The organism is Mesorhizobium sp. M2A.F.Ca.ET.042.01.1.1 (genome assembly GCF_003997405.1).
GTDB lineage: Bacteria > Pseudomonadota > Alphaproteobacteria > Rhizobiales > Rhizobiaceae > Mesorhizobium.
Window position 1 is genome coordinate 22,767 of the sequence record NZ_RZRX01000052.1, and the last position, 6,402, is coordinate 29,168.

The 6,402-nt window shown below is 64.2% G+C and carries 5 protein-coding genes and 1 pseudogene; 2 read left to right on the forward strand and 4 right to left on the reverse strand.

All coding sequences use genetic code 11. The features are described from left to right. Positions 1-58: 58 nt before the first annotated feature. Together EOA23_RS10610 and EOA23_RS10615 are read right to left on the reverse strand one after the other, a co-directional pair. Positions 59-691, reverse strand: a complete 633-nt coding sequence (locus EOA23_RS10610; RefSeq protein WP_245474119.1) for a Spy/CpxP family protein refolding chaperone — start codon at positions 689-691, stop codon at positions 59-61. A 20-nt stretch (positions 692-711) separates the two neighbouring features. Beyond that, positions 712-2,190, reverse strand: coding sequence for a multicopper oxidase family protein (locus EOA23_RS10615; RefSeq protein WP_127303952.1), 1,479 nt, complete (start codon positions 2,188-2,190; stop codon positions 712-714). A 789-nt stretch (positions 2,191-2,979) separates the two neighbouring features. Between EOA23_RS10615 and EOA23_RS10620 the strand changes: the two genes are divergently transcribed. Further along, entirely contained in the window at positions 2,980-3,393 is a 414-nt protein-coding gene (locus EOA23_RS10620; protein ID WP_127303954.1) for a hypothetical protein, read from the forward strand. Between the two features lie 246 nt (positions 3,394-3,639). Then, positions 3,640-5,250, forward strand: coding sequence for a caspase family protein (locus EOA23_RS10625; protein ID WP_127303956.1), 1,611 nt, complete (start codon positions 3,640-3,642; stop codon positions 5,248-5,250). 62 nt (positions 5,251-5,312) lie between these two features. Here EOA23_RS10625 and EOA23_RS36430 read toward each other — a convergent pair. Both EOA23_RS36430 and EOA23_RS10635 read right to left on the reverse strand, forming a co-directional pair. Beyond that, positions 5,313-5,572, reverse strand: a pseudogene (locus tag EOA23_RS36430) (aromatic amino acid lyase); the annotation flags it as partial. A gap of 94 nt (positions 5,573-5,666) precedes the next feature. Continuing rightward, positions 5,667-6,365, reverse strand: coding sequence for a hypothetical protein (locus EOA23_RS10635; protein WP_127303958.1), 699 nt, complete (start codon positions 6,363-6,365; stop codon positions 5,667-5,669). Between the last annotated feature and the right edge of the window lie 37 nt (positions 6,366-6,402).

Here is a 6,402-nt window from a genome sequence, read left to right on the forward strand (position 1 = left end):
GATCTCGCGTCGATCGCGGGGGGGCCGTCGCGGTCTGGCGCAACGGCCCCTTCATGTCTCACATCATGCCCATCGGGGCCGGCGCGAGCAGCTTGTCGGCCACCGCCTTTTGGGCATCGTCCAGCGACGCGTAGAAGGGCGCCAAAGCGACCTTGAGCCGCCTCAGTCCCTCGAGCCGCGTCGACAGCATTCGCTCCTGGACCTCGATCCGCTCCACTGGCGTCTCGGGGGCGGTATCTCCGCCCATCATGCCGGCAGGCATTTTCGCCATCATGTCCTTGGCCGAGTGAGCGTTTGCCCGCAGCGCCTCGGCAACGGCATCCCAAAGCGGGCGCTGCGCCTTGGTGAGTTTCAGTTCGGTCGAGAGGAAGGCGATCCGCCCCTCGACATGCTCGGGCGACATCATCTGACCCATGTCGCCGCCCGCCATCATGCCCATCATCATTTTCATCATGCCGCTCGACATCATGGTGTTGGACATCATGGTGTTGGACATCGAGTTGCCCATCATCATGGGCATCCCCGAGCCAGTGCCTCCGTCCTCCGCATTCTCCATCGCGGCAGGGGGCGGCGAAGCGTCTCCGCTGCCGGCCGGATGATGGGCATCGTTCGCGAGAACGGGCGCCGAGAACGCGAGCACTGCTCCGATCGCCAGGGTCCTGAAGAGGGTATTCATATCGTTCTGTCTCATGGTCCTGTCCTTGAAACCGGTTAGGCGGCGTAGTCGACGACGGTCATCATGCCGGTCGCCATGTGATAGAGGTGATGGCAGTGGAACGCCCATGTGCCTGGGTTGGTGGCATCGAACGCCACCGTCACCTCGCGCATCGGCGGCAGCCAGACGGTATCGCGCACAGCTCCCGCGAAGCGGCGGCCGTCGATGGCGACAACCTGGAAATGATGGCCGTGCAGGTGCATGGGATGGCCCATCATGCTGGCGTTGCGCAGGACGAGTTCGATGCGCTCACCCTTTCGCACTGCGATCGGCTGATGGTCGCCCCATGTCCTGCCGTTGAGCGTCCAGGAGTAGCCCTGCATCGTGCCGCCAATCTCGACGGCCTGGTTCCGGTCCACAGACGCCACGGCCAGGGGCTTTGCGGCGACGAGGCTGGACTCGAATGCAAGGTCGAACGCGGCTGTCGCCTGGTTGCCAGCCGGCGCGATGCGCTTGACCGCGCCGACCCTGGTCGCCAGCACGAAACCAGCGCGCTCGACACTGCCCTCACGCAACGCCAGGATCGGCCAGGCTCCCGCCTCGTCCGGAACACGCAGCCGGATGTCGAGGCGCTGGCCCATGGCGAGCGGAAAGCGGCGACCGCGCACTGGCGTGACGGCATTCCCGTCGACAGCGATAGCCTCGCCCTCGATTGACCCGGTGTCGATCCAGAATGCCGTTGCGGTCGCGCCGTTGATGAGGCGCAGCCGGACCGTGCCGTTGCGTTCCACAGCAAACAGCTGTGGATCGTCCAGCGTCCGGTCGTTCGCCAGATAGGCGTCGTATTGGATGTCGTTGACGTCCATCGGCATGGCCATGCCTTGCCCGTCTGACATGCCTTGCCCGCCCGACATCCCTTGCATGTCCATGCCTGACATGCCCGACATCGAGTGCCCGGCCATGCCGCCGGTTCCCGATGCAGGCGCCGATCCGGTCAGCCCGGCCAGCAATTCCTCCGGCGTCTTGAAGCTGAAGTCGTGGAACAGCACCACCAGCGGCTGCTCGTCCGCACCTGCCTCCGCAGGATCCGTGACGACCAGCGGCGCGGCAAGCAGCTGCTGTTCCTGCAGCGTGTGGGCATGCATCCAATGCGTGCCCGGCGTCGCGACGGGGAAGCTGTAATCATAGGACTGGCCCGGCTGCAGCAACGGTTGCGGCAGGTCGGGCACGCCGTCCTGTCCGAACGGCGGCGTCAGGCCGTGCCAATGGATCAAGGTCGGCGCGTTCAGCGCATTTTCGAGCCGGACCTGGAAGTCATTGGCGGCCGAGGTGACGAGCCCAGGAGTGCCGTCGGGCTGGACGAGACCGAAGACCTTGGCGGCACGGCCGGCCACCTCGATGACGCGGGTATCGGCCCGGATGACGGTCGGGGAGGCCGCCTGTACAGCGCGGGGATTGATCAGCGGCAGGACGACGCCCGCGGCGCCGGCAGCCACCGTGGATGCCAGGAACTGGCGACGGGATATGGATTGCATTGCAAAGCTCTCATGTTCGTGACTCGAGGGCCGGATTGACCGGCGGCGAAGCGCACGAACGGAAGGCGCGCGTGCGCTCAGGCGGTCACGACGAGGTTGGGGGGCGCAGCCCGACAGGCACGTCACTTGGAGAGGATACGAAAGGCGGCGCCGTCGCGACGGGATGGCTTCCCGAAATCGCGACGAAGAGATGGACGTCAACCGGGACGCAGAATGAGCAGCTTGAAGCCGAGATGCAGCATGTGCCCTGATGGCGCGCATGGCCGAAATCCTTGCACGGGACGGAACCATCATGTCGGATCGCCGCGGAGCCATGATTATGTTCTGCGGCCCACTGGGCGCCAAGCGGAGCCGCGGCCGAATTGGCATGGCTGGAAAGGACAGTGGTGAACGCCATTAGCAAGGCGAGGCAGACTGCGAGCCAACGCGAACCGCCAAATCCTGACGAGCGCTTCATGGAACGGCCAAGCCTTGGTCGGATGCCTTTCGGATCCACAATCAAACCTTTCCGAGCCTCGGCGAACGCCATCTTGAAACTAACCTATCCCGCTGACGTGGGCCGGAATTTGCCAAACTCGTCCAAGCGCAATGCAGCTTCCAAATTCTTCACATTAATGATTACCTCTTCAATCAAAATGCGCTTTGACATACGTCAATCCGATCGAACCGGCTCTGGGGGACAATTCCGGGACAAGTAAGAGGATCTCTGGTGGAACCGTCCCGCGGAGGAGCATTTTCGACATACGCCCTGGGCCGAATCCAATCTGCTGTTTCACGATGGGTGATAGGATGACCGCGCGAACCATCATGGCAGCCCTGGCAATCGCGTTTTCCCTCTCGCCTTCGCATGCGGCACAGCATCGTCTGCCGAGCGGTTACAAATGGGGCCGCTGCCTGCTCGTCGTTCACGGCGAGACCCGCATCTCCGGAAAATGCTCCTATCAGATCGAGCAGGGCGGCGATTTCAACATCCGGGGCCCCAAGCAGGTTTTCGCGGGCATCGACTATCCCGACACGCATAGCGGAGCTGGCGAGATGTCCAAGGATTACTGGGCGGTTGTTTACAAGGATGGAGATTCTTGGGCAGGCTATGCCAACGGGGATATTCGCGAGACGCACGGCGAGGTGGGCGATTGGGGAGAGCTTCGCCGCGAAGGCGCCTGCTATATCGGGAAGGACGTCAAGGTCTGCCTTTGGCGTTGACCAACTCAAGGCGATTGCGGGGTTGAATTCGGGCAGATCGAACTGAATAGGCTGGTCGCCGCCATCCTCCAGATCATGCAATGTGTTTGCCCGGCGCGGTGTCGCCGAGGCCCCGACGGCGCGGCTTCGACCGCGAGAGGGCACGCGCTTCCTGCCAGCGGATGTGCTATATTTCACAGACGCGAACATCTCTGAATGAAATTGCCAAGGCAAGCAGAGCCGCAACTTGAGTTGAGGATGCGCGCCATGAGGTTCTGGGTCGCCATCGTTGGTTTCTTCCTCCTGACCGCGGCAGATCTGCTGCCGCAGCACGGCGCCCTTGCCGCTCAGGGCAACCGGGTTGCGCTGGTCATCGGCAACAGCAAATATGTCTATGCGCCCGCTCTCCCCAATCCCGCGAGCGATGCCCGCCTGATGGCCGACGTGCTGCGCAAGGTCGGGTTCAACGTTATCGAAGGCGTCGATCTCGATTATGCCGGGATGCGGGATCGGCTCAACAAGTTCACCGAGGCATCCTACGACGCGGATACGGCGCTGATCTATTATGCCGGCCACGGCCTGCAGGTGAACGGCAAGAACTACCTCATCCCGGTCGATGCCGAGCTTACCGCGCCGGCGCATCTCAAGACCCGCACCGTCCAGATGGACGAGTTGCTGGCTGCTCTCCCGCCGGACCCGGCGGTCGGCATCGTCATTCTCGACGCCTGCCGCGACAATCCGCTGGCGAGGACCTTGGCGGCCTCCTTGCCGAAAAGCCGCTCGACCACGGCTCCGGGCCTGGCCCCCATTGATGTCAGCGGGTCGGACGTCGGCACTGGCGGCGTGCTGATCGCCTTTGCCACGGACCCCGGCGCGGTGTCCTATGACGGTGGCGGCGCCAACAGTCCCTATACGACATCTCTTGCCAGGCATATCGCCGAGCCCGGCGTGGAACTCCAGAGCGCGCTGACCCGGGTGCGGGGCGAGGTGACGGCCGAGACGAACGGCAAGCAGCGGCCCTGGCACAACGCATCGCTCGGCCGCGAGGTCTTCATCGGTCCGCAGACCGCGCAACCGCCGGCACCCGTCCAGCCCGCTGCGCAACCATCCGCGACCGCGGCGCCGGCGGAATCAGCCAGCAGCGACGGGCGAGGATGGGAAATCGAGCAGCGGGTCTGGGACGAGGCCTCGAAGCGCAACACGCTGGCGCATTATGAAGCCTATCTGCAGCAATTCCCCAACGGGGCGTTCGCCGATCTGGCGCGTCTCAACATCGACCAGCTCAAGAAGCAGCCGGCTACCGTTGTGGCCAATGTCCAGAGCGAGACGTCGCGGTCGGCAACTGCCGTGGAACCTACGGCCGCGCCCAAACCAGAGACCGACGCCGGGACCGAACTGACGGAAAGCGCGATAGGACTTGATCGCCAGGGCAAGGTCGACTTGCAGGAACGGCTTCTGGCGATCGGCTACGACCTGGACGCCGACGGCGACCTCGGCGCCAAGACCCGCCGCGCCATCGGCCAGTGGCAGGAGGCGAATGGCTTGCCCACGACCACCTTCCTCACCCCGAAGCAATATGCCCGCCTGAAGCTCGACACGGACGACGCGCTGACGACGTACCGCGCCAAGCAGGCATCCGAAGCGCCAGCAAAGAAACAGGAAAGCGTCGCGCCGCAAAGGCCGCAGAAACCGCAACCGGTCGTCCGCGCCAGGCCGAGGCGTCAGGACCAGCGCGAGGCTGCCAATCCAAGACCGGCGCCAAAGCCAAGGACAACACCAGCGCGGAAGTCCGCATACCACATGTGCAGCGGGATTGACGGCACCTTCCAAATCCCGGCAGAACAAAGATGTCCCTTGAGCGGCTACGCCAACCACTGAAAGGCGCCGGGCTTCCGCCGATCCCGGTGGCGCCAGTCACCTGATACTTGCGCTTCCTACGCTCAGACTTCGCCGAACTCCACATCCGCCTCGCGTAGGAAATCGCGCAGCCTTTCCATGTCCCAGGACAAACGGGCGATCGTCGCGGTAGTGCGCGATGCGTTGGCGCAAGGCTTGGTAGATCGCGTCCGTGCCACATGCCGCGGTCTGCCGGACAGGAAGTCATGCGCCTGCGCGGCGGCATGAGCTCGATCGTCAGGACGAATTCGGCGTTGTCGATGACGGCCCGAAGCTTGTTGGCCGCCACGGTCGGATGCGCGAGGGAATCCGTGGCGGCGGGACAAAAGTGAAAATACTAGCGCGCCTGCGTCGACCGGACCGGCACCCGGGTGCAGTTCCGGGAAAGCGCGAAACGGTTAGGCTGGCGGCCTCGCGAGCAGGTCCAGACGTTCGATGAAGCGCCCCTTGCCGGCGTGACGTTCCCGAATCGCTTGAAGCAGGTGGCGAAATTCCTCGCTGCTGCCCTCTCTTTCGGCAAGCACCGACAGATCGGAAAGAAGCGCCGCCGCCTTGTCGTAACCGGCTGGATTGCGTCGCATGATCTCGGTCTCGACCTCTGCCCAGACGTTCTCGCCCCGCTGACGAAGCGCATCGATCCGGACATCGCGGGCCTTCTCAGCCGCTTCCGCCAGCAATCGCCGCTGCGCTTCCGCCGCCTCCGCCTCGGCGCGCTTGCGGGCAAGGCGAATTTCTTCGGCCCGTGCCCGCAGATCCGCTGCTCTGCGCAAAGCGCCAGGCGAGATTGTCGTTTCGGGTTCCAAACGCTCCCGTATCATGGCCCGCAACTCGGCGGATAGGTTGGGCTCGCCGTTGAAAACCCGCATGAGCAGACTGGTCTTCTCAGCGTCGCTCATTGCCGCGACGACCAGCCGGGCCATTTCCGGCGCCGGGCCGGCGGGCGCCGTTGCCGCGCTTCGCTCGGCCGCCGCCTGGACCAGATCATGATTGATGCCGAAGAATTCGGCAAAGGCTTCGAGCGCCTCGGTCAGCGGCCCGATTCCCGGCATCGGCTCCGGCGCATCGGATTCAACGGCGTCCGTTTCGACAGCCATCAACCAGGTGAGATAGAAAAGCCGAAGATCGCCTGCGAGC